Annotated in this window: 20 protein-coding genes and 2 other RNA genes; 16 read left to right on the forward strand and 6 right to left on the reverse strand. The window is 42.7% G+C overall.

Features of this window, described 5'->3' with window-relative positions; all coding sequences use genetic code 11:
- Positions 1-261: 261 nt before the first annotated feature.
- From CVD28_RS23710 to CVD28_RS23740, 7 genes are all read left to right on the forward strand, one after another.
- Positions 262-1,383, forward strand: coding sequence for a tripeptidase T (locus tag CVD28_RS23710; protein ID WP_101597171.1), 1,122 nt, complete (start codon positions 262-264; stop codon positions 1,381-1,383).
- A 77-nt stretch (positions 1,384-1,460) separates the two neighbouring features.
- Complete coding sequence (locus CVD28_RS23715) at positions 1,461-1,940, forward strand: chemotaxis protein CheW (RefSeq protein ID WP_101597172.1); 480 nt, start codon at positions 1,461-1,463, stop codon at positions 1,938-1,940.
- Positions 1,941-2,074: 134 nt separating this feature from the next.
- Positions 2,075-3,349, forward strand: coding sequence for a DNA polymerase IV (locus CVD28_RS23720; RefSeq protein ID WP_101597248.1), 1,275 nt, complete (start codon positions 2,075-2,077; stop codon positions 3,347-3,349).
- A gap of 139 nt (positions 3,350-3,488) precedes the next feature.
- Positions 3,489-4,898: an NADP-dependent phosphogluconate dehydrogenase gene (gene gndA, locus CVD28_RS23725; protein WP_101597173.1), complete on the forward strand. Its 1,410-nt coding sequence runs from the start codon at positions 3,489-3,491 to the stop codon at positions 4,896-4,898.
- Between the two features lie 86 nt (positions 4,899-4,984).
- Positions 4,985-5,179, forward strand: a non-coding RNA gene (ssrS, locus tag CVD28_RS23730) — 6S RNA.
- 54 nt (positions 5,180-5,233) lie between these two features.
- Positions 5,234-5,430, forward strand: a non-coding RNA gene (ssrS, locus tag CVD28_RS23735) — 6S RNA.
- Positions 5,431-5,720: 290 nt separating this feature from the next.
- Complete coding sequence (locus CVD28_RS23740; RefSeq protein ID WP_101597174.1) at positions 5,721-7,058, forward strand: MATE family efflux transporter; 1,338 nt, start codon at positions 5,721-5,723, stop codon at positions 7,056-7,058.
- Positions 7,059-7,174: 116 nt separating this feature from the next.
- On the opposite strand, the gene CVD28_RS23745 is transcribed toward CVD28_RS23740, so the two are convergent.
- A complete protein-coding gene (locus CVD28_RS23745; RefSeq protein ID WP_101597175.1) occupies positions 7,175-7,528 on the reverse strand; it encodes a hypothetical protein in 354 nt (117 codons plus the stop codon).
- A gap of 494 nt (positions 7,529-8,022) precedes the next feature.
- On the opposite strand from CVD28_RS23745, the gene CVD28_RS23750 reads away from it, so the two are divergent.
- Together CVD28_RS23750 and CVD28_RS23755 are read left to right on the forward strand one after the other, a co-directional pair.
- On the forward strand, positions 8,023-8,358 hold the full coding sequence (locus CVD28_RS23750) for a GNAT family N-acetyltransferase (protein WP_101597176.1): 336 nt from the start codon (positions 8,023-8,025) through the stop codon (positions 8,356-8,358).
- A gap of 138 nt (positions 8,359-8,496) precedes the next feature.
- Complete coding sequence (locus CVD28_RS23755) at positions 8,497-8,727, forward strand: hypothetical protein (RefSeq protein ID WP_101597177.1); 231 nt, start codon at positions 8,497-8,499, stop codon at positions 8,725-8,727.
- 382 nt (positions 8,728-9,109) lie between these two features.
- Here CVD28_RS23755 and zwf read toward each other — a convergent pair whose 3' ends face one another.
- Positions 9,110-10,573, reverse strand: a complete 1,464-nt coding sequence (gene zwf / locus CVD28_RS23760) for a glucose-6-phosphate dehydrogenase (protein WP_219621208.1) — start codon at positions 10,571-10,573, stop codon at positions 9,110-9,112.
- A 309-nt stretch (positions 10,574-10,882) separates the two neighbouring features.
- Here zwf and rnz point away from each other — a divergent pair, with 309 nt between their 5' ends.
- Together rnz and CVD28_RS23770 are read left to right on the forward strand one after the other, a co-directional pair.
- The gene (gene rnz / locus CVD28_RS23765; RefSeq protein WP_101597179.1) at positions 10,883-11,827 is read left to right on the forward strand and encodes a ribonuclease Z; all 945 of its coding nucleotides are present in this window, start codon (positions 10,883-10,885) and stop codon (positions 11,825-11,827) included.
- The gene (locus CVD28_RS23770; protein WP_101597180.1) at positions 11,824-12,366 is read left to right on the forward strand and encodes a histidine phosphatase family protein; all 543 of its coding nucleotides are present in this window, start codon (positions 11,824-11,826) and stop codon (positions 12,364-12,366) included. Before rnz ends, CVD28_RS23770 begins: the two co-directional genes overlap by 4 nt.
- 263 nt (positions 12,367-12,629) lie before the next feature.
- Here CVD28_RS23770 and namA read toward each other — a convergent pair whose 3' ends face one another.
- The 3 genes from namA to CVD28_RS23785 form a co-directional block, all read right to left on the reverse strand.
- Positions 12,630-13,649 (reverse strand): NADPH dehydrogenase NamA, encoded by a 1,020-nt coding sequence (namA, locus tag CVD28_RS23775; protein ID WP_101597181.1) that lies wholly within the window; start codon positions 13,647-13,649, stop codon positions 12,630-12,632.
- Positions 13,650-13,735: 86 nt separating this feature from the next.
- The gene (gene proC / locus CVD28_RS23780; RefSeq protein WP_101597182.1) at positions 13,736-14,596 is read right to left on the reverse strand and encodes a pyrroline-5-carboxylate reductase; all 861 of its coding nucleotides are present in this window, start codon (positions 14,594-14,596) and stop codon (positions 13,736-13,738) included.
- Between the two features lie 147 nt (positions 14,597-14,743).
- The gene (locus CVD28_RS23785) at positions 14,744-14,971 is read right to left on the reverse strand and encodes a hypothetical protein (protein WP_101597183.1); all 228 of its coding nucleotides are present in this window, start codon (positions 14,969-14,971) and stop codon (positions 14,744-14,746) included.
- A 489-nt stretch (positions 14,972-15,460) separates the two neighbouring features.
- Between CVD28_RS23785 and CVD28_RS23790 the strand changes: the two genes are divergently transcribed.
- The 5 genes from CVD28_RS23790 to CVD28_RS23810 all read left to right on the forward strand — a co-directional run bounded on the left by CVD28_RS23790 (position 15,461) and on the right by CVD28_RS23810 (position 19,901).
- On the forward strand, positions 15,461-16,423 hold the full coding sequence (locus tag CVD28_RS23790) for an MBL fold metallo-hydrolase (protein WP_101597184.1): 963 nt from the start codon (positions 15,461-15,463) through the stop codon (positions 16,421-16,423).
- 19 nt (positions 16,424-16,442) lie between these two features.
- Positions 16,443-17,231 (forward strand): SDR family NAD(P)-dependent oxidoreductase, encoded by a 789-nt coding sequence (locus CVD28_RS23795; protein WP_101597185.1) that lies wholly within the window; start codon positions 16,443-16,445, stop codon positions 17,229-17,231.
- Positions 17,232-17,301: 70 nt separating this feature from the next.
- A complete protein-coding gene (locus tag CVD28_RS23800; RefSeq protein ID WP_101597186.1) occupies positions 17,302-17,826 on the forward strand; it encodes a hypothetical protein in 525 nt (174 codons plus the stop codon).
- A gap of 232 nt (positions 17,827-18,058) precedes the next feature.
- Complete coding sequence (locus CVD28_RS23805) at positions 18,059-18,577, forward strand: RNA polymerase sigma factor (RefSeq protein WP_257985964.1); 519 nt, start codon at positions 18,059-18,061, stop codon at positions 18,575-18,577.
- Positions 18,570-19,901: a DUF4179 domain-containing protein gene (locus CVD28_RS23810; RefSeq protein WP_101597187.1), complete on the forward strand. Its 1,332-nt coding sequence runs from the start codon at positions 18,570-18,572 to the stop codon at positions 19,899-19,901. The genes CVD28_RS23805 and CVD28_RS23810 overlap by 8 nt, the downstream gene beginning before the upstream one ends.
- A gap of 48 nt (positions 19,902-19,949) precedes the next feature.
- On the opposite strand, the gene CVD28_RS23815 is transcribed toward CVD28_RS23810, so the two are convergent.
- Complete coding sequence (locus CVD28_RS23815) at positions 19,950-20,744, reverse strand: LysM peptidoglycan-binding domain-containing protein (protein WP_180954292.1); 795 nt, start codon at positions 20,742-20,744, stop codon at positions 19,950-19,952.
- Positions 20,745-20,885 lie beyond the last annotated feature (141 nt).

Below are 20,885 nucleotides of genomic sequence, written 5' to 3' on the forward strand. Positions count from 1 at the left end.
TCCCCATGGAGGATGCTGCCCGTTTCTTTTTTTATCTGCGCAAAAAGGCGGAACTGCAAAAATAGAGTTATGACCTGGCATATCATCGTTATTTTCCTCTGAAAACTGGCGCTGTAATGCACTGGGTTATATTGCAAGCCTATACCTAAAGAAATTTATAAAGCTGTGCTTCTTTAGTTATGGGATCGATAAACATATTTGCCGCGACTCTATTTTAAGGAGTATACTTAAAAGTGAGCATACATATGGAGGTTTGTAGAAATGATCAATCAAGAAAGATTATTAAATGAATTTTTGGAATTGGTCCAAATTGATTCCGAAACGAAGTTTGAGGCTGAAATTTGTAAAGTGCTGAAGGAAAAGTTCTCTTCACTTGGTGTTGACGTTTTTGAAGATGACACAACAGCACAGACTGGTCATGGTGCAGGCAACCTGGTTTGCACACTCAATGGAACAAAAGAAGGCGTAGACACCATATATTTCACTTCACACATGGACACAGTTGTTCCCGGAAAAGGAATTAAGCCAGAATTAAAAGACGGATACATTATTACGGATGGAACAACTATCCTTGGGGCTGATGATAAAGCAGGACTGGCAGTAATGCTTGAAACGATCCGTGTTTTAAAAGAGCAAAACATTGCACACGGAACAATTCAGTTCATTATTACTGTTGGTGAGGAATCAGGATTGGTTGGTGTAAAAGCGCTTGATCGGTCATTGGTGAAGGCTGCTTACGGTTATGCGCTTGACAGTGACGGTAAAGTAGGAAATATTGTGGTAGCGGCTCCGACCCAGGCAAAAGTTACCGCTACAATATACGGCAAAACAGCTCATGCAGGAGTTGCTCCTGAAAAAGGAATTTCTGCCATTACATTAGCAGCTAAAGCCATCTCCAGAATGCCGCTTGGCCGTATCGATGAAGAGACAACTGCTAATATCGGACGTTTCCAGGGCGGAACCCAGACAAACATTGTCTGTGATTATGTGGAAATTTTGGCTGAGGCCCGTTCACTTGTTCCTGAAAAAATGGAGCAGCAAGTAGAGAAGATGAAGGAAGCGTTCCAATCAGCTGCTGAAGAAATGGGCGGCCGTGCGGAAGTGGATGTGAAAATCATGTACCCTGGATTTAAATTTGCTGCTGGAGACCATGTGGTTGAAGTGGCAAGAAAAGCTGCGGAAAAAATCGGCCGTCCTTGTGAACTTCAGCAAAGCGGTGGCGGAAGTGATGCTAATGTTATTGCCGGTTTCGGAGTTCCAACAGTCAATCTGGCAGTCGGGTATGAAGATATCCATACCACAAACGAAAAAATGCCAGTGGAAGAACTTGTAAAGCTGAGCGAAATGGTAGTTGAAATTATTAAAGAAGTATCAGGGGAGTAATTAGGGGAATCTTTCTATTCATATAATGAAAATGAGTGGTTTGTTCAGCTGCATACCTTAATGCAAGGAGGCAGTTTATGAGCGAAATAATGAAGGTTGTTGTTTTTTCTACAGGGAGTGAGGAGTATGCACTCCCGATTGACTCTGTACTTTCAATCGAGAAACCTGCCGCGGTAACACCCATTCCTCATTTTCCAAACCATGTTGAAGGAATGGTAAAGATAAGGGATCAATTAATTCCGCTCGTTTCATTGGAAAAAGTCCTTTATCCCGCCAGACCAGCTGATTTCCAAACGGAAAACAAATGGATTATTCTTAAAACAGATAAGCTATCTGTAGGGATTATTGTAAAAGACGCTAAAGAAATCCTTGAAATTGATGCAGGCCTAATTAAGCAATTGGGCTTGCTTGCCTATCATAAAACATCGTTTTTTATCGGTGTGGCCAATCTGGGCAGCCGGCTTATTACAATCATAGATCCGGATAAGCTGATCAATTCGCTTGAAGGAATAAGAGAGTTACGGGAGTATATGGAATTGGCGGACCGGCAGAATTGATTGAAAAGATAGAGCGAACCCCCTGTCATGTATAAAGGTGACGGGGGTATTCGTGTGTAATGACCGCCTCTATTAAGTATATTTATGTGATTATGCTACAATATGGAGCAAAGGCCAAAAAGGGAGTGGCAGGCGTGAAGGCGATGTATCCAAAGAACGGAAGGGTTATCCTTCACGTCGATATGAACAGTTTTTATGCTTCTGTAGAAATGGCCTATGATAATGAATTAAAAGGTAAACCGCTGGCAATTGCCGGCAATGTGGAGGAGCGGCGCGGCATTATTGTAACCTGCAGCTATGAAGCAAGGAAATTTGGCGTTAAGACGACTATGCCAATTTGGGAAGCGAAAAAGATTTGCCCGCAGCTTATTATCAGGAAACCCAATTTTGAGAGATACCGCAAAGCTTCAATTGCTATTTTTGATCTGCTGAGGCAATATACCGAACTTGTTGAGCCCGTGTCGATTGATGAAGGTTATTTAGATATAACCGAAAGCGGTACCCTCGGATCACCGCTGGAAATCGCGAAAGATATCCAGCTACGTATAATGGAAACGATGGATTTGCCGTGCAGTATCGGAGTTGCACCAAATAAATTCCTTGCAAAAACAGCTTCGGACATGAAGAAGCCAATGGGTATCACAGTTCTAAGAAAGCGCGATGTCCCGGCAAAGCTTTGGCCGCTCCCAGTCGGAGAGATGCACGGAATCGGAAAAAAGACTGAACAAAAACTGAACAGCGTAGATATTATCACAATTGGCCACCTTGCTGCAGCAAGTGACGTTACCCTTAGAAATCTTCTTGGCATCAATGGGGCAAAGCTGAAGGAGAGGGCAAACGGCCAAGATAGAAGGCCCGTAGATCCTGAGGCGATCTTTGATTACAAAAGCGTCGGCAATTCCACGACACTGCCGCATGACAGCACCAATCAAAAAGAACTGATTGGTATTCTCGACAAGCTTTCAGAAAAAGTAGCCCTCCGCTTAAAGAATAAAATGCTTGTTGGCCAAAAAATCGGAGTAACGATCCGTTATAAAGACCGGAATACCATAACCAGGAGCCGCAAAACGGATAATCCTTTTTTTGAGAAAGCAGATATTCATGCATTAGCTATAGAGCTATTCAAAAAAAATTGGAATGGTGAAGGTGTCAGGCTGTTAGGAGTTACGGCATTCGATGTGCTGGACAAAGATGCAGCCTTTAAGCAGCTTGATTTGTTTTCCTATCACCAGGATGCAGAAAAGGAACCTCTATATGAAGCCATGAAGAAGCTCCAGAATAAATACGGCAGCAGCATCATTAAAAAGGGATCCGTTCCTGCAGCAGAGGAAAAGCCTTCGGTCGGAACAGATACTTCCTTCAACAAGGATTTATTTGATAATTTTCGATTAAAGGATTCAAAACAGTAATTTTTTGCGATTCATATTTTTGTTTACGTGCAAAATAAGAGAAGCTATGCCTGAGAGTTGCATGCCTGCCCGAAAATTGCTAAATTTAAATGGTTCTAAAAACAAATAACTACTTGATTAACAGAAGGGACGTTCAAATATGTCAAAGCAGCAAATCGGTGTCATTGGACTGGCCGTTATGGGGAAAAACCTTGCTTTTAACATTGAAAGCAGAGGATATTCCATTTCTGTATATAACCGTTCTCGCGAGAAGACGGATGAAATGATGAAGGAAGCTGAAGGAAAGAACGTTTTACCTACATACACTATGGAAGAGTTTGTAGCATCCCTGGAAAAACCGCGGAAGGTATTGCTGATGGTAAAAGCCGGAGGCCCTACAGACGCTACTATTGAACAATTAAAACCGCTTCTTGAAGAGGGCGACATTGTTATCGATGGCGGAAATACATTCTTTAAGGATACACAGCGGCGCAATGAAGAATTGAGCAGTCTTGGCCTTAATTTTATTGGAACAGGCGTTTCAGGCGGAGAAGAAGGAGCATTAACTGGCCCTTCCATTATGCCGGGCGGACAAAAAGAGGCGTATGAATTGGTAGCGCCAATTTTAAAAGACATTTCTGCGAAAGTAAACGGTGAGCCTTGCTGTACATACATCGGGCCAAATGGTGCCGGCCATTATGTTAAGATGGTTCACAACGGAATTGAATATGGAGATATGCAGCTTATTTCAGAATCGTACTTCTTGCTGAAGAACCTGCTTGGCCTTTCAGCGGAAGAACTTCATGAAGTTTTCTCTGAGTGGAATAAAGGGGAGCTGGACAGCTACCTGATTGAAATTACAGCTGATATCTTTAAAAAATATGATGATGAAACCGGCAAGCCAATGGTCGATGTAATCTTGGACAAAGCCGGACAGAAGGGTACAGGCAAATGGACAAGCCAGAGCGCTCTTGACCTTGGTGTGTCACTTCCTGTTATTACAGAATCCGTATTTGCCCGATTTATTTCTGCAATTAAAGAAGAGCGCGTGGCAGCAAGCAAGGTGCTTAGCGGACCTGAAGCAAAGCCATTCTCAGGAGATAAAAAGGCGTTTATTGAAAGTATCCGCCGTGCCCTTTACATGAGCAAAATCGTATCCTATGCCCAAGGCTTTGCCCAAATGAAGGCAGCATCAGATGAATATAATTGGGATCTGCAATATGGGGAGATCGCAATGATCTTCCGTGGCGGCTGTATTATTCGCGCCCAGTTCCTGCAAAAGATCAAGGATGCATACGACAAGGAGCCGAACCTGAACAATCTGCTGCTTGATGAGTACTTTAAAGGCATCGTGGAAAGCTATCAATCCTCACTGCGTGAAGTGATTTCAGCAGCAGTTGCCAATGGTATCCCGGTGCCATGTTTTGCAGCGGCTCTTGCATACTTTGATAGCTACAGAACGGAAACGCTGCCTGCCAACCTTATTCAGGCTCAGCGCGACTATTTCGGAGCACACACATATGAGCGCAATGACAAATCAGGCGTATTCCATACTGAATGGATGAAGTAATTCGGGGGCCGGTGCGCTGCTATGCCGCGTGCCGGATCACCAGTACTTTCCATTGTGTTTGGACACATTTTGATGTAATATAGTAATACAAGCTGCGCTGTTCGTGGTTATAATAAAGTTTTAACCTTTAAGCTGTAACAGGGAGTTTTATTTTCAAAACTGTAATGACAAGCCTCTGTCTATATGACTTGGAGGACAGGCAGGACGTTTTGAGCGAACACCCACTTTGAGGAGTGGTGGTTTAAAACTTTCTTATGGATTACGGCAAACGCGGCTCTAATTAAATGGCAGCAACTTCCATTTGATTTTTATCAGCATTTGAGATAATATAATATTACAAGCTGCATTGTTCGTATTGATAATAAAGTTTTAACCTTTAAGCTGTAATAGGGAGTTTTATGATTGAAACCGGAATGACAAGCCTCTGTCTATACGACAAGGAGGACAGGCAGGAGCGTTTCTGCGAACACCCACTTTGAGGAGTGGTGGTTTAAAACTTTCTTAGACGAAATACGGCAAATGCGGCTACATACCTATACAATATCAAACCAGTTTCCAATCGGGGGCTGGTTTTTTGTGATTTAATAAATTGGCTATGTTAAAGCTCATTGTTGATCTTGCCACTCTGTTGATGTCTAGCGGCAGCTCCCAGTTTGGAAAAATAAAATATTATCCGGGTTATTGAATGGTATACCGTACAACTTTTCCCGGTTTTCAATAGGAAAAACCAATCATTCAAATACATTCTTCAATTTCTAGAAAAATCATTGAGTTTCCTTAATAATAAAAGAATGAACTAAAAAATCGGTAAAGGAGTTTACCATGAACCAGCATGATTTTACGCGAGGCAACCTATGGGAGCAAATGGTCAGGTTCTCAACACCGATTCTGTTGACAAATCTGCTGCAGGTTTCCTACCAGTTTATAGACAGCCTTTGGGTCGGCAATCTCCTTGGCGCAAACGCGCTTGGAGCTGTGTCAGTTTCAGGCACAGTCATTTTCACGATATTATCGTTTATTATCGGGGTAAATAATGCGGCCTTAACGATACTATCCCAGCAGAAGGGGAAAGCAGACCGTCAAGGCCTTACAAATTACCTTAATGCTTTCGTTGTTATTCTCACCATTCTCTCCCTTTTGCTCGGGGTATTAGGCTATATATTTTCAGAATGGATCCTTGTATTTCTTGGCACCCCGGAAGCGATGATTTCCAGTGCTGAAGTATTTCTGAAAATTAACTTTGTCGGGATCATTTTCTTGTTTGGATATAATTTTATCGCCACCATTCTCCGATCCATTGGAGACAGTAAAACACCATTAACATTTGTTTTTTTATCAGTTGTATTAAACACTTTTCTGGTTCCGTTATTTATAATCTATTTTGGCATGGGAATCGAAGGTGCCGCCCTTGCGACTATAATTTCACAGGGTGTGGCATTCCTGTTCGGATTGTCATTGGTCATCAGAAGAAAAATTGTTCCGTTCTCTGTTCCGTATTTGCCGAAAAAAGAGGAAGCAGCATTAATATTTAAGCTGGGCATTCCCGCTGGCCTGCAGATGACGGTTATTTCGGCCGGTGTCATGGCAATTATGAGTGTCGTGAATTCCTTTGGTGCAGATGTTGTGGCTGGTTTCGGAGCCGCCCAGCGTATCGACAGCCTGATTATGCTCCCTGCAATGGCTCTAAGTACGGCAGTCAACAGCATGGCAGGCCAGAACATTGGGGCAGGCCGCTGGGATAGGGTTCATAAGATTGCCGTTTACGGGGTCCTCTACAATTTATCGATTATGGTTGCAGTAGCTGTCGTAATTTTTCTTTTTTCTGAGCTGGGAATTGGGCTTTTCATTCAGGAACAGGAAGCCCGTGAATTTGGAGGGCAATATTTGCGGATCGTTGCATTTTTTTATCCGTTTCTTGGCATTAATTTTATCCTGAACGGGATTGTCCGCGGATCGGGAGCGATGTTCCAGGTCCTTATATTAAACATCATCTCCTTCTGGATTTTACGTTATCCTTTAACATATCTTTTTTCTTTGAACCTTGGTGAGGCTGGAATTGGACTGGGTATGGGCACTGCTTTTGTGATTGGGAGCTTAACCTCCTATCTATATTACCGCTATGGTAAATGGAAGAAGGAGATACTGCCTGGGAAAGAATAGTACATTCGCTTTGTCGGCCCGAACTTTGGAATGGAATAGGTCCAGGTTCGGGAGACTGCTGAACAAATTGCTATTATGTGAAGGGACAAACTGGATCGTTTATAAAAGCCTAAAGTTTATTCCTCTTTTTTTAATAATAGGCTGATGCTCTTTAATGTGTGAAGTCTAGCGGTAAGTATAAATAAGTCCTCGTAGTTCCGTTCAATATATTCGTCAATAATGTCCAGCCCTTTTCTAAACCTCTCAACTAATAAATAAGTATACTTTTCATTCCAGCTAAACTGATTTATTCTCTGAAGTTCATCAGCCAGTATTTGAAGCTTAAACTCTTCAACAAGAAGTATGACTTGATACAATTTATCCAAATTTAATATAAAGCTGCTTTTATTCCTATGACTTTTATAAACAAATTGTACAAATCCAATTATATTCTCAGCCAAAAGATTCGCAATTTGCATTTCGAAATTCATATCACCATCTCCTCTGTCTCGCAAAAACCAATACATTACTTAGGAAAGTGTATGATTTGGGCTTACTTTTTAACACTTTTAAAGTATAGAATGATAGAACCTGTCAAACTTCAGGGAACTAACCTTCTTAGCTACTCAAAAGCGACACTGGAAGATTTCATGAACATAGAGAAAACCTTGTAGATTTGGAAGCAGCGATTAACGAAAATAAAAATGTAATTGGCTGGTTTCTTAAATTAGATCGGATTATTAGAATTTGCATTATGCCAGGAGTGAACAGGATGAGCAGTTTTCGTCTTTACATAAGGCAGCTTGATGTAATCGATATGAAGGGTTACTAGAATTTAGAACAGAAACCAGGGGATTTTTCCAGCAATTTGAGCCTGTTCGGCAAGATACTCATTTTACATGATTGAGCAGGAAAAAGACATTCCAAACAGCAAAGAGATGGCCGAATAGGATCTCTTCTGCACGTTTGGAAATTTCTTTGAATAATGAAAGTGATTGGACGGATCTCGTTAACCGTCGTTTCGCGGGGTCCTTTCCAGAATGCCAATCTTGGCTACTATCTTGACAAACCACATAATGGCAGGGGATACAGCACAGAGGCTGTTCAATTATGCCTGCATTTTGCATTTAGGGAATGCCGGCTGCATCGTGTGCAGGCAGGTGTTATGCCAATTAATAACCCTTCAATGCGTGTACTGGAAAAAAACGGTATCCGACAGGAAGGGCTTGCAAAAAGGTATCTCAAATTGAATGATGATGTTTGGGCAGACCATAATATTTACGCAATTACAGCTGAAGATTACCACGTTAAAACATCCTGAAAAATCCTGTGACTGCGGTTTATCTCATCCCAAAAGAGGTATATGTATAGCATATGGAAGTTATTTCTAAATTTCCTGATGCGTATACATATGATATCCAGCAATTACTAAAGAGCCGCAATTGGGAGGGAATGCAGGATGAAAAACATTGTCTTGATAGCAGCCGGATTTTTGTTACTGCTGGCTGCCGTTGAAACCGGTGTAACGGTTTGGCTGAAAAAATATTTTTCAGATGATAATAAAAAGCAGAGGCGGTTTTTCTTAGCTATTTCTGTTTGGTTTAAAAAGTATTTTTCCAAAGAAAATGAAAAATTCAGCAGTGTTTTTAGCCTGCTAAAAGAAAGGCTTGCTAAACGTAAGGCTTCGTAATTTGGCAGGAGTGTTTAATATAAAAGGGAAGGGCTGGATATAAACAGCTCTTCCCTTTTCTAAAACTATTAAATACACGTACAGATGTCCAGCTTCAGCGCCCAGCCCCTCGAGGTCATAAGCCAATCACTTCGGAAGGCAAAGAGCGCCTTCTGTCAGTGCTTGTCTTATGCTTGTCGGGGCTAACCGGGCGCTTGCGCTTTTCTATGATGTCTAGCTCCAGCGCCCAGCCACGACGCACAGGACAAGGAACGCTACGCAGCGATACATCGCACGAAACAAAGCGACAGCTTTGTGAGGACGTGAGTCAGAACGGCGTTGCCACAGGACGTAGCGATCTTAGCCGTTCTTCCACTTAACCAGGGCACTTGCGCTTTTCTAATCAGCATGGATCAAGATTATCAACAGGCCACCAGAAGTTTCCGTCCTTCGCCAGCAATTCGTCGGAACAATCTGGGCCAGTAGACCCTGAAGCATAATTTGGGAATGTAGGGTCTGTTTCTTTTTCCCACACTTCTGAAATGCTGTCGACAAACTTCCAAGAAAGCGCAACTTCATCCCAATGTGTGAAATTGGTGGCATCGCCGCGCATGCTGTCATAAAGAAGTTTTTCATATGCCTCCGGCGTGTTCATTCTGTCTACGCTCTTATTGGCAAAGTCCAGCTTAACAGTGGTTGTTTTCATACTTGTCCCCGATTTCTTTGCGTTTAGCATGAGCGTAACGCCTTCCTCGGGCTGAATGTGGATAACAAGCAGATTTGGATTCAAATGTTCTTCTGTTTTGTAATACAAGTTCATCGGGATATCCTTGAATTGGACAACAATTTTGGTTGATTTTGCATTCATCCGCTTACCCGTTCTGATGTAAAATGGCACCCCTGCCCAGCGGAAGTTATCGATCATCAGTTTTCCTGCAACAAAAGTTTCCGTGTTGGATTGAGAGTCCACCATTGGCTCCTCACGGTAAGCTGGGACCTCTTGTCCTCCGATGTTTCCTCTTCCATACTGGCCTCGGACGAAATACTGGTTTACTTCATCCTTTTTCATCCAGCGCAATGATCGCAGTGCCCGTACCTTTTCACTGCGGATCTCTTCGGTATTCAAGCGGATTGGCGGCTCCATCGCCAGCAGCGCAACCATTTGAAGCATATGGTTTTGGACCATATCCCTTAAAGCTCCGCTTGTTTCGTAGTAGCGGCCGCGTTCCTCCACACCCAATACTTCACTTGAGGTAACCTGAATGTTGGAAATATAGCGGCTGTTCCAAAGCGGCTCAAAAAGTGCATTTGCAAAGCGAATGACCTCTATATTCTGCACCATTTCTTTGCCAAGATAATGGTCTATCCGGTAGATTTCATCCTCTGAGAAGGCCGTGCGGATCTGCTCATTAAGCTCCTGAGCGGACTCAAAGCTATGCCCAAACGGTTTTTCGATTACAAGGCGTTTATAACCATTCGTGTCTGTCAAACCTTCAGATTTGATATGCTCTGCAATTGTCCCGAAAAACTCAGGTGCCATCGCCAGATAAAAGACTCGGTTGCCTTCTAGTTCATATTGCTGATCCAGATTTTCCGCGATATCCTTAAGCTCTATATATGATGTAGAATTCGCAACGTCGTGGGAGTGATAATAAAAGTGAGAGATGAATTCATCAATATTTTCACTTTCCTTTGCAAATGTCAAAACGGAATCCTTTACATTTTGCTGGAACTCTTCATTTGTTAAAGGCCTTCTTGCAACTCCGACAACAGCAAAGCGGCTTGAAATCTTTCCCTTTTTAAACAACCGGTATATGGAAGGAAAAAGCTTCCGCTTAGCTAAATCCCCAGTAGCACCGAATATCATAATTAATGCGGTTGGTGTTTGTTTCTCGCTCACAGTCAGAACCTCACTTTATGTACTTTTGGATAACTTCCTTTTTATTTTTTAATAAAGACCCGTACAAATATATAATTGTAATGATTGTCCTGAATTAAATCAATTCTTACGACTGCCATTCCCTAGTTATTCTTTTTCAAAACGATTGCATATATGCTAATTATAAAAGATTCTTGATTAGAAACTGGTGGGGCAGTTTCTAAGAAATTGAAAAAGCACAGAAGAGGCGGTTTATGCTATAGTAAACAATCATACATATGCAACGGAGGTAACATTGTGGATTTTGTATTTCTAGGGACCGGGGCGGGGGTGCCTGCAAAAGCAAGAAATGTATCTTCGATCGCTCTGCAGCTGTTGGAGGAAAGAGGGGCGGTATGGCTATTCGATTGCGGGGAAGCGACCCAGCATCAAATCCTGAAAACCCCTGTTAAGCCTCGCCGTATTGAAAAAATATTTATCACCCATCTTCATGGCGACCATATATTTGGGCTTCCCGGTTTGCTTGGCAGCCGTTCCTTCCAGGGAGGCACGGAGAAATTAACCATCTATGGGCCAAAAGGGATTAAAGAATACGTCTCTGTTTCTCTTAGGCTTAGCGGCACTCATCTGCAGTATCCGTTAAGGGTCGTGGAAATCGAGAAGGGTACTGTTTTTGAGGATAGTCAGTTTTTGGTCACGGCACTTCCCTTGGAGCATGGTTTGCCCTGTTTTGGCTACAGAATTGTTGAGAAGGACCGCCCTGGAAGCCTGATGGTGGACAACCTGCAAAAAGAAGGCATTCCTCCTGGCCCGCTATACCGCCGGCTGAAAAATGGAGAGACCATAGAGCTGGAAGATGGCCGCACCATTGATGGGCGTGATTATATCGGAGAGCCTCAAAAAGGAAGGATTATCACAATCCTTGGTGATACCAGGAAATGTGAGAATGCTGTGAAGCTGGCTCAGGATGCAGATTATCTTGTTCATGAAGCAACTTTAGCAAAAGATGAAGAAGCAATGGCTCATGCCCATTTCCATTCCACCACTGCACAGGCTGCCGGTATTGCTGCTAAAGCGAATGCTAAGCACTTGATATTAACACATATCAGTTCTCGCTATTTACGTGATGAAGCTGCCATGCTGCAAGCAGAGGCAGCAGAGATATTCCCTAATAGCATTGTGGCGGAAGATTTGATGAGCATTAAGGTTCCACTTTATTTTGAACAGCAGGTGAAAGGATGAAAACCTTATACATGATTAGGCATGCAAAGGCGGAGGGGCAGCCGCCCAAGTCGCATTTAACCAATGAAGGCGTAAAACAGGCACAAGTCCTTGCGGAATTTTTTCTAGATAAAAAAGTAGACAGGATTTTCTCAAGTCCATTTGTCCGAGCTGTTGACACTGCGTGCCCGCTGTCTATTTTAAAGGGGGTAGCAATCGAGCAGGATTGGAGATTGTCGGAGCGTTTTATGAGCGCCTCTGATATGGATAATTGGCAGGAACTCTTAAAAAGGACCTTCGACGATCTTGATTTGCTCTTTGACGGGGGAGAAACCAACCGGGATGGCATGAAAAGAGCCTCAGAATTTTTAAACGATATTCTTTTTCTGGAGTCTGAGGATATTGTAATTGTGTCCCATGGCAATTTAATAACACTTCTGCTCAGGCTGTTTGATGAATCATACGGATTCGAAACATTAATGAAGTTAAGCAACCCTGATGTTTTCCAAGTACTGATTTCGGATGGAAATCATGAAGTAACAAGGATATGGGAAGATTAGTTTATCGGGTAAAAAGAAAAATCCGGGCTGAGAGTGACCAGTCCGGATTTTTTTGGCAGTTTTTAGCTGGCTTAAACAGGGTATATTTTTCGCTTGATCAGATAGTGTTTTAGCTTAATTTAATCAATTTCGCGCAATTTATGATCTATAGCTTAAATCAGCCCGGATTTGGCTTAATAGCCATCCCGGCAGCTGCCGATCAAAAAGTTTCTCCACTATGCCATACATCAATAAAGGTAACTGAATAATCTCCTGTTCCTCTCTTACAGCCAGCCTCGTTTATATTGGACAGGAGGCTCGATTTCCACGCCGAGTTCTTTGGCTGCAGTCCTAGGCCAGTACGGGTCTCTCAGCAGCTCCCTGGCAAGGAAAATCAAATCAGCCCGGTCATTTTGCAAAATCTCTTCTGCATGTAAAGGGGAAGTGATGAGTCCGACAGCACCGGTTGGTATATCTGCACCTTGCCTGATCGTTTCGCTGAATGGAACCTGGTAGCCTGGGTAGGCGCTGATACGGGCAGGCACAACGGCTCCTGAGCTGACATCGATCAAATCTACGCCATCTCTTTTCATCCATTCAGCCATTTGGACATAAGCCTCTGCCGTCATGCCTTCTTCCTGGTAATCAAAAGCGGAAACCCTGACAAATAATGGACCATCCCACACTTCTTTAACCGCTTCAATCACTTCTTTGAGGAAACGGTACCGGTTTTCAGCGGAACCGCCGTATTCATCTTCCCGTTTGTTGCTGAGGGGGGAAAGAAATTCATTAATCAGATATCCATGTGCGCCATGGAGTTCCATTACGTCGTATCCCGCCGTTTTTGCCCGCATGGCTGCTGAACGGAAGGCAGCCACTGTTTCTGAAATATCATCTTTTGTCATTTCTTTTGGTGTTTTTCTATTTTCGTCAAACGGAATGGCAGAAGGAGCGATAATTTCCCCTTCAAGCACGGCTTTTCGGCCTGCATGGGCAATCTGGATCCCAGTTTTAGCACCTTGTTCTTTGATCATGGCCACGAGCTTTGAAAGGCCTTCTATATGCTCATCGCTCCATATTCCAAGATCTTGCGGTGAAATCCTCCCTTGGGGTGTAACGGCAGTAGCTTCCTGAATGATTAAGCCTACTTGGCCGACTGCACGGGAGGTATAGTGTGCCAGATGCCAATTTTGCACCTTTCCATCTTCTTCATAGCATGAATACATACACATAGGTGACATTACGATACGGTTTTTAAGCGTGACATCTTTAATTGTATAGTCTGTAAAGAGCATTGATTTCATCTATGCCATCTCCTTGATTTATGGATTGATAACATAAATAGTATAGCAATCGTGGAGATTTCCTCCAAAGCTTCCGCCTCCGGGCATTAACTGCTGATTCCCTTAACCTCTGGCTTTGCAGTATTGATTTCCCCTTTTAATTGATTTCCAAGATTATTAGCCTGTTCAGTAGCTTTTACAATACATGCAATAAGGGCTTCTTTTACATGGTGGGTTTCCAGTACTTTTATCCCAGCCTCCGTTGTTCCTCCTGGGGATGTTACTTCACGCCGAAGTGCTTCAGGAGTTTTTGCAGACTGGCTAAGCATGTCGGCTGCTCCGATAATCGTTTGGATAATCAATTGTTTGGCCGTTTCTTTTTCCAAGCCGATTTCCTCTGCTGATTTCTCCATAGCTTCCGCCAAATAATAGATGTAGGCAGGACCGCTGCCGGAAAGCCCTGTGACGGCATTTAGCTGTTCTTCCTTCACCACAGCTGTGAGACCAATCGTTTCAAACATTTCCTGTGCCTTATTAAGATGGGCTTTCTCAGCATATTCATTTACCGCAAGCGCGGTAGCCGACTTCCCAACCGCTGCGGAAGTATTTGGCATCGCCCTAATGATTGGCAGTTTTTTCCCCGCCAATGCCTCCAGGCTTTGCACATCAACACCGGCAGCAACAGAAACAAGGAGCATGCCCTCTCTTAAATAAGTTCCAGCCGCAGTCATGGCTGCCGCTACATCCTTTGGCTTTACTGCAAGAACAACTATATCCGCTCCTTTGATAGTTTTTTCTAGATTGGATGATGCTGTTATGCCATATAGATTGCTTAAATAAGAAAGCCTGTTTTGATCGCTCCGGTTTGTTACGAAAATCTGGCTTCTGCCAACAAGGCCTTTGGCGATGATTCCGGACAGCATAGCTTCTGCCATTGATCCGCCGCCTATGAACGCAATTTTTTTCATAAAGATTTCCTCCTGTTAGCCTGTGATTTTATTAGGGTGAAGAGTTTCTGTTCTTAATTATGGAATAGAAAAACAAAGCTCCGATTGGCGGCCTATTAAAAGGCGATTACTGAGATATTAGCTCAAATGCTGCTGGGAAGTTATATTTTAATAACCTAAATTGTATTCTTTCCAATCCGTTAAAATAAAAAGGCTGATTTCGCATAGATTTACTGCTTTTAGTATCTGAACACCCTCTTGTTTAGGGGCTTCGAGGAACTTTCTGCAGGCTTTGAAAAGCATTGCCTTACATGCCCAGAAAAAACCAAATAAAAAAGACCTTTCATCCTGATAAAGGACGAAAGGTCTAGCTTCCGTGGTACCACCTTTGTTCATCTCCGCAAAATAGCTCCTGAAGATGCGCTTGAATCCTGTAACGTGGGATATACGTCAGGTTGGCCTGACGGCTCATAAGGTAGGTTCAATGAAACAGGGGGCATGTGAAACCTTTCAGCCGGCGGGCTTCACTCTCTTTTGCCATCTTTCATTTACTGGTCTTAGTCATAGCCTATCTTTTAATTTTAATTGTGATTATGAAGGAAGGACAATGCCTATGTCAACCCTCTTTTTTGCGGTGAAGCAAAAAAAATCCCCATTAAATTATGTGAAAATAATGACAATTTATTTCGCAGCAGGTAAAATGGTAATACATGAAAAAGAATGGCTTTAGATTTTGACTTGAAGCGGATGAGAGAGTACATTTAATACGTTTTACAGCAGCTAGCCAGGCTTCAGCAGACTTTTTTACAAGGAATGGCATCAGTCGTTCTCACAATGATAATAGAAAAGTATTTTATAAATATAATTTTTTAAGGTGGCGCGAAAATGACAGAATGGCAAAAGGGAATTGCTAAAATTTCCATCCCAACCCCTTTTCCGGTTGGAGATGTAAATGTTTTTCTCATAAAGGGAGATAGGCTTACTCTGGTGGATACAGGTGTGAAAACAACTGAAGGACGTTATGCACTGGAGGAAGGGGTAAAGAAACTTGGCTATAAATTGGAGGATATTGAACAGGTAATTGTCACACATCACCATCCTGACCATGTCGGGGGTGCCGATTTTTTTGGATTGGATGTTCCGTTAATCGGCCATCCAAATAATCAGAGGTGGCTGGAGCTATCAGAGAGCTTTATTACGCAGCTAGATGAGTTCTTCCTGAATTTCGGAAGAAAGGCTGGTGTTCCGATTGAGATGAAACATCATGTGAAAAAGTTCCGAGGGACACTAAAATACAACTGTGAACGGACGCTTACAAATATGATCACCGATGGAGAAGAGCTGCCAGGACTGCCAGGATGGAAGGCTGTCGAAACACTTGGTCATGCACAAAGCCATCTCTCGTTCTACCGTGAGCAGGATGGAGCAATGATTGGCGGAGACTTTTTGCTTGCGAAAATTTCACCCAACCCATTGATAGAGCCTCCGCTTCAGCCAGGTGAAAATCGCCCAATGCCTCAGCTGCAATTCAATTCTTCACTAAGGAATTTGATCAGCATGCCAGTTTCGAAGGTGTACGCCGGGCATGGTGATGAGATAGAAAATGTGAAAGAACTTGCCGATTTGCGGCTCAAGCGGCAGCATGATCGATCCATGCAGGTAAAACAAATGATCCGGAATAAACCTTCTACGGCTTTTGAATTGTGCACCCTTCTATTCCCAAAGGTCTTCATGAGGGAACCTGGGCTGACTCTTTCGGAAACTGTGGCCCAGCTTGACTATTTGCTTGATTTGGGAGAAATTAAGGAAGAAGAATCAACCCAGGGCAATATTTACTGCGTGAGCTAATATAGAGGTGACGCGTTTGATGAATTTAAAGGGAAAGTGCATTGTTATTACCGGAGCTTCCGGAGGGATCGGCAAAGAGATAGCTGAAAAGGCTGCTGACAAAGGAGCATGTGTCGTGCTGCTTGCGAGAAGTATTGATAAATTGGAAACGATTAAGCTTGAACTAAACTCCAAATATGGAAATTCGGCGTTTGCCTACCAGCTGGATGTAGCAGATCCTGGCCAAATCCAATCTGTATTTTCTGAAATTTTTGCAGCTGTGGGAGAAATAGATATCCTTGTAAATAATGCAGGTTTTGGCTTGTTCAGTCACGCACATGAGGCTGATCTTCAGGTGACGAAAGCGATGTTTGACGTTAACGTAATTGGCCTCATTGGATGTACGCAAATGGTTTTGCCATCGATGATTAAACGAAAATCTGGACATATCATTAACGTTGCATCACAGGCTGGTAAGATTGCCACCCCAAAATCAAGTGTTTATTCCGCAACAAAATTTGCGGTTCTGGGCTATTCTAATAGCCTGAGGCTTGAGCTTTCAGAACATAACGTCTACGTGACTACTGTGAATCCGGGCCCTATCGAGACCAATTTTTTCAATATAGCTGATGAACAAGGTACCTATGTTAAAAGCATGAAACGGTTTATGCTGAAACCGGACTTTGTTGCCGGTAAAGTGGTGGATGCAATGATGACTAATAAGCGGGAAATCAACCTGCCGGGCTGGATGAATCTCGGCGGCATATTTTATACTCTATTTCCAAGGACATTCGAAGCACTAGGCCAAAAGGCATTCTTTAAAAAGTAGATATGATTCTTCTTTAGTACTGAAACGAAAAACATATGAAATCCGTCTCTTAAGTCAGAGGTGAAAGGCTATGAAACGATCAGCCATCTTTTTGTTTCCTTTGATACTATGCGCAGTCCTCCTTGGATGTTCAAAAGATGCCTCAGAAGGTCCCCGGGATATTGGCAAGGGGGCAGCGGGCTTTCTAACCGATATAAAAGGCAATCGATTGCTGATCGGCGAAACGATATATAGTGTGACGGAACAGACCAGGATTCAAACGGATGCCGGAAAAAAGATGCATCTGGAAGATTTAAAAATGGGAATCAAAATCAAGCCCTGGCATGCAGGAAGGGTCAAAGAATCTTATCCGATGCAAGCCGAAGCCCGGCTTTTAATGGTGTTAACGGATGAGACTGGCAGCAGGGAGGCCGAAATTGTTCGAAAGGCGATAAAAGCAGTCCAAAAAAGTGAAAATGAGCGCTTTATTATCCGGAATGTGGAGCATCTGGCCGACCAGAGTGTCTATAAGCTGGAAATGATGAGCCGCTCCGTACTGGACACATCTTTCATGATAACTGTTGAGGAAGGGACATACGAGGTTTTTTATCAGTGACAGAGTTCAATAATGTCTAACCATAACCTGGCTGCTCGCCGGGTTTTTTTGCTTGGAATTCAAAGGTAACATTTCAAGGGAGATATGCCATTTGGAACCTGGCGCTAAGGATTCACCTTTCATTTCTTTAGCCCATTTTAGCCGCCTCCATTATAAAAAATTTTTTTAGAGCAGACTTTTTCTCACTTCATTATGTCTAATTAATATAGAAACAGTTAGGGGGAGGAACCGCTTGGAGGAGCAGCTTGTGACAAGGGCAGTTGGCGGGGATGATGAGGCGTTTTTAGCTTTGATTCACAGCCATAAAATACAATTATACAGAATGGCGCTTGTTTATTTGAAGAACGAAAATGATGCCCTGGAAGCGATTCAGGAGGTTACCTTTCGAGCCTACCATTCGATTGGAAAACTACGGGAACCTGCCTATTTTTCATCCTGGCTGATCAGAATTATGCTGAATTATTGCAATGATACTAGAAGAAATGCAGGCAGATTTATTTTTGATGAACAAATCCTGCTCGCCCAGAAATTTACCGCTGATTATTCCCTTATTGAGCTTGAGGACGCTATGTTCCGGCTCGCTAGCAGCCAACGGGATATTATCATTCTGAAATATTTCCAGGATCTGAAAATCAGAGATATTGCTTTTATCATGCAATGTCCTGAAAGTACGGCTAAGACAAGGCTGTATAAAGCGCTGAAAATGCTAAGAAGCAAACTGGAAGAGAAGGGAGAGCCCGGCCATGTTTGAAAAGGAAGAGAAGAAGCTGCAAAGCTTAAGGGAAAACTATCAATCTGCGCCTATTCCCGAGCGGATTGACCTGGCGATTGAAAATGGACTGCAGAGGGCAAAACAAGCACCGCCGAAAAAGAAAAGATATTGGCCAATACTTACTGCGGCCGCTGCTATTTTAATGACTGTTTTGTTTGGCTCAATCCGTGTGTCACCCGTATTTGCAAATTTTGTATCCGCATTGCCCGGTATGGAAGCCGTTGTTGAATTGATTCGTGATGATAAAGGTTTGTTGTCGGCTGTTGAGAACGATTACATGCAAGAGGTTAATGCTTCTGATGAACATGGAGGCTTAAAGATTACTGTCGATTCAGTAATTGTAGATGAACAGGGAATGGCAGTCTTTTTTACAGTGAATACCAGCAAAGATCATATGCCTGTCAACATTGATAATCTTTCCTTGAAAACCGCAAACGGCAGGGATTTGCATCCGTCCTCTTCGGTCGACAGCTTTCAGGAGAGTTTTCAATCTGGGAAACCAGCCTCATCGAAAATGGAATTTTTCTTTAATGAACCGCTAAAAGAAGAAAAACTAGTGCTGGACTTTACTGTTTATGAGCCCTCCTTCGGCCGGACAAAGGGCCAACCGAACCGGTTCACTTTCCTGCTGAACATTGATAAGGATGCCTATCAAAATCAAAAAACAGAGTATATGTTAAACAAAACCGTGTCTGTGGCCGGACAAAAAATTACGGTTAAGGAGGTTACTGTTTATCCGCTCCGTACAGCCGTTCGTTTACAGTTTGCTCCCGATAATATTAAAAAGCTGTTTTATTTTGAGGACATTAGGCTGGTAGATGGCACCGGGGAACCGTGGAGCACGATCGCCAACGGAATTACTGCCACTCATCCCAGGGAGGACGAACAAATTGTCTATTTACAGAGCAATTATTTTCAGAAGCCTAAGGAGCTTTACTTAGCGTTTAGTAAAATCCGTGCTATTGATAAAAATGATTCAGTGGTCAAAATCGATCCGCAAACTGGGACACAGCTTGCGGGGCCGAAGGATGGGAAGCTCAAGCTTCATAAAGTGACCGAAAATGAGTTTATTTTTCATATGAAAAATAACCGTAAAATGCAATTCTTCCCTTTTAACGAGGTGCTGAATTCGAAGGGGGAGGATATTGCATCCGGCAGTTCCGGCTCCTGGCAAACTTCCGATAATATCCAGGAAATCACAGTGTCTTATGATCGCAAAAAGCTAGTCCCGGGCCCGGTTTCGCTAAAACTGACAGACTATCCTGCTGTGCTGGAAGAAGAAGTAAAGATTAAAATTAAATAATCTCTTAATAAAAAGGCTGATCGGGGAAGCCCCGAATCAGCCTTTTGCTTATTTCACGGTTGTGGTCTGAAGCATCTCAATTATATATGGGGTGATGCCTTCCGATTCTTCTTTGTTGGCAAAGTGGATGGTGAATTTCACTAGCTTGCCATTTACTCGTTTTACAACAACATTTTGAGAAGCTTTGCTGCCTGAAGCATGCAGGTAAAATTCAGCATTGCGATAGAAGGGATGGTAGTTTTGGTTTTTTATTTCTATCACTTTGCCTGTGGACTTCAAATACTCGGCCGCGTTTTTCTTTACCGCCGATATATTGGCCTTCGCATCCAGCACTTCTATCCGGGCAAAATACGTTCCATCCTTTTTATATTGAAGAATGTATTTGCCAGGTTCCTCTTTGCCAAATGAATATCCGCTTTTTACTTTAAGGGAAACCGCTGCTTTGGATGCATCATAGGATGAGCCTGCCGGTTTTGCGGCTTTGGTCAAAAATAGCTTCTGTCCCGGAGTAATTCTATCAGTTTTTAGGTTGTTGATCTTTTTTAGTTCACTGACACTCATTCCGTTTGAACGGGCAATATTGTACAGCGTGTCACCTTTTTTCACTGTTATTATTGTTCCAATCTTTAACGTTTTGCCCGCTATGATCAGATTTGAACCCAGATTATTGAATTCTCTTAATGCTGTTACGGTGGTATTGTAGCGTTTCGCTATATTGTATAAAGTATCGCCCTTCTGGATTATATGAACATTTGCTGTATTTGCATAGGCACCCTGCGAAAACCCGAGCATTGATGCAAGCCCAATTGTTAATACTGTCATCTTTATTGCTTTCTTCCCCATCCTAATCCCTCCGATTTGCTTTCTGTCAGTCATGTATTTGACGAATCTTTATCAAAACAGTTACAGATTCAGAAGATAATTTTTAAAATGGGCTCTTTGACATATTTTTGTATAACAACTTCTCTTCTTTCCTGTTTATTG

It is taken from the genome of Bacillus sp. M6-12, assembly GCF_002860285.1.
Lineage (GTDB): Bacteria > Bacillota > Bacilli > Bacillales > DSM-1321 > Peribacillus.

Coding starts and splice junctions, on each gene's coding strand:
- CVD28_RS23710 (WP_101597171.1), top strand. CDS start 262: ATGATCAATCAAGAAAGATTATTAAATGAATTTTTGGAATTGGTCCAA.
- CVD28_RS23715 (WP_101597172.1), top strand. CDS start 1,461: ATGAGCGAAATAATGAAGGTTGTTGTTTTTTCTACAGGGAGTGAGGAG.
- gndA (WP_101597173.1), top strand. CDS start 3,489: ATGTCAAAGCAGCAAATCGGTGTCATTGGACTGGCCGTTATGGGGAAA.
- CVD28_RS23740 (WP_101597174.1), top strand. CDS start 5,721: ATGAACCAGCATGATTTTACGCGAGGCAACCTATGGGAGCAAATGGTC.
- CVD28_RS23745 (WP_101597175.1), bottom strand. CDS start 7,528: ATGAATTTCGAAATGCAAATTGCGAATCTTTTGGCTGAGAATATAATT.
- CVD28_RS23750 (WP_101597176.1), top strand. CDS start 8,023: ATGAAAGTGATTGGACGGATCTCGTTAACCGTCGTTTCGCGGGGTCCT.
- CVD28_RS23755 (WP_101597177.1), top strand. CDS start 8,497: ATGAAAAACATTGTCTTGATAGCAGCCGGATTTTTGTTACTGCTGGCT.
- zwf (WP_219621208.1), bottom strand. CDS start 10,573: ATGATATTCGGTGCTACTGGGGATTTAGCTAAGCGGAAGCTTTTTCCT.
- CVD28_RS23770 (WP_101597180.1), top strand. CDS start 11,824: ATGAAAACCTTATACATGATTAGGCATGCAAAGGCGGAGGGGCAGCCG.
- namA (WP_101597181.1), bottom strand. CDS start 13,649: ATGAAATCAATGCTCTTTACAGACTATACAATTAAAGATGTCACGCTT.
- proC (WP_101597182.1), bottom strand. CDS start 14,596: ATGAAAAAAATTGCGTTCATAGGCGGCGGATCAATGGCAGAAGCTATG.
- CVD28_RS23785 (WP_101597183.1), bottom strand. CDS start 14,971: ATGAACAAAGGTGGTACCACGGAAGCTAGACCTTTCGTCCTTTATCAG.
- CVD28_RS23790 (WP_101597184.1), top strand. CDS start 15,461: ATGACAGAATGGCAAAAGGGAATTGCTAAAATTTCCATCCCAACCCCT.
- CVD28_RS23795 (WP_101597185.1), top strand. CDS start 16,443: ATGAATTTAAAGGGAAAGTGCATTGTTATTACCGGAGCTTCCGGAGGG.
- CVD28_RS23800 (WP_101597186.1), top strand. CDS start 17,302: ATGAAACGATCAGCCATCTTTTTGTTTCCTTTGATACTATGCGCAGTC.
- CVD28_RS23810 (WP_101597187.1), top strand. CDS start 18,570: ATGTTTGAAAAGGAAGAGAAGAAGCTGCAAAGCTTAAGGGAAAACTAT.
- CVD28_RS23815 (WP_180954292.1), bottom strand. CDS start 20,744: ATGGGGAAGAAAGCAATAAAGATGACAGTATTAACAATTGGGCTTGCA.